1 rRNA gene is annotated in these 259 nt (G+C 57.5%); it reads right to left on the bottom strand.

The features are described from left to right. Positions 1–170: 170 nt before the first annotated feature. Positions 171–259: ribosomal RNA gene (locus ADL12_RS27620) — 16S ribosomal RNA — on the bottom strand; the annotation flags it as partial.

The following is a 259-nucleotide window of genomic DNA, read 5'->3' as shown; positions in this document are numbered from 1 at the left end:
GCTCCCGTCCGAAGATCATGCGTTCCACACTCTTGCGAGCAGTACTAGCAGCCTCCGACCCGTGAACCCGGCCGAATAATCAACGTTCCACCCATGAGCAACCAGCATCAGACATTCGCTGATGTACTGGCCTCTGAACCAGGCAAGCCCGGTTGAGAAGTGCTCCTTAGAAAGGAGGTGATCCAGCCGCACCTTCCGGTACGGCTACCTTGTTACGACTTCGTCCCAATCGCCAGTCCCACCTTCGACAGCTCCCTCC

This window comes from Streptomyces regalis (assembly GCF_001509475.1).
Classification (GTDB): domain Bacteria; phylum Actinomycetota; class Actinomycetes; order Streptomycetales; family Streptomycetaceae; genus Streptomyces; species Streptomyces regalis.
The sequence above is the reverse complement of the archived record's forward strand: the minus strand, read 5'-3'. Positions and strand labels throughout refer to the sequence as shown.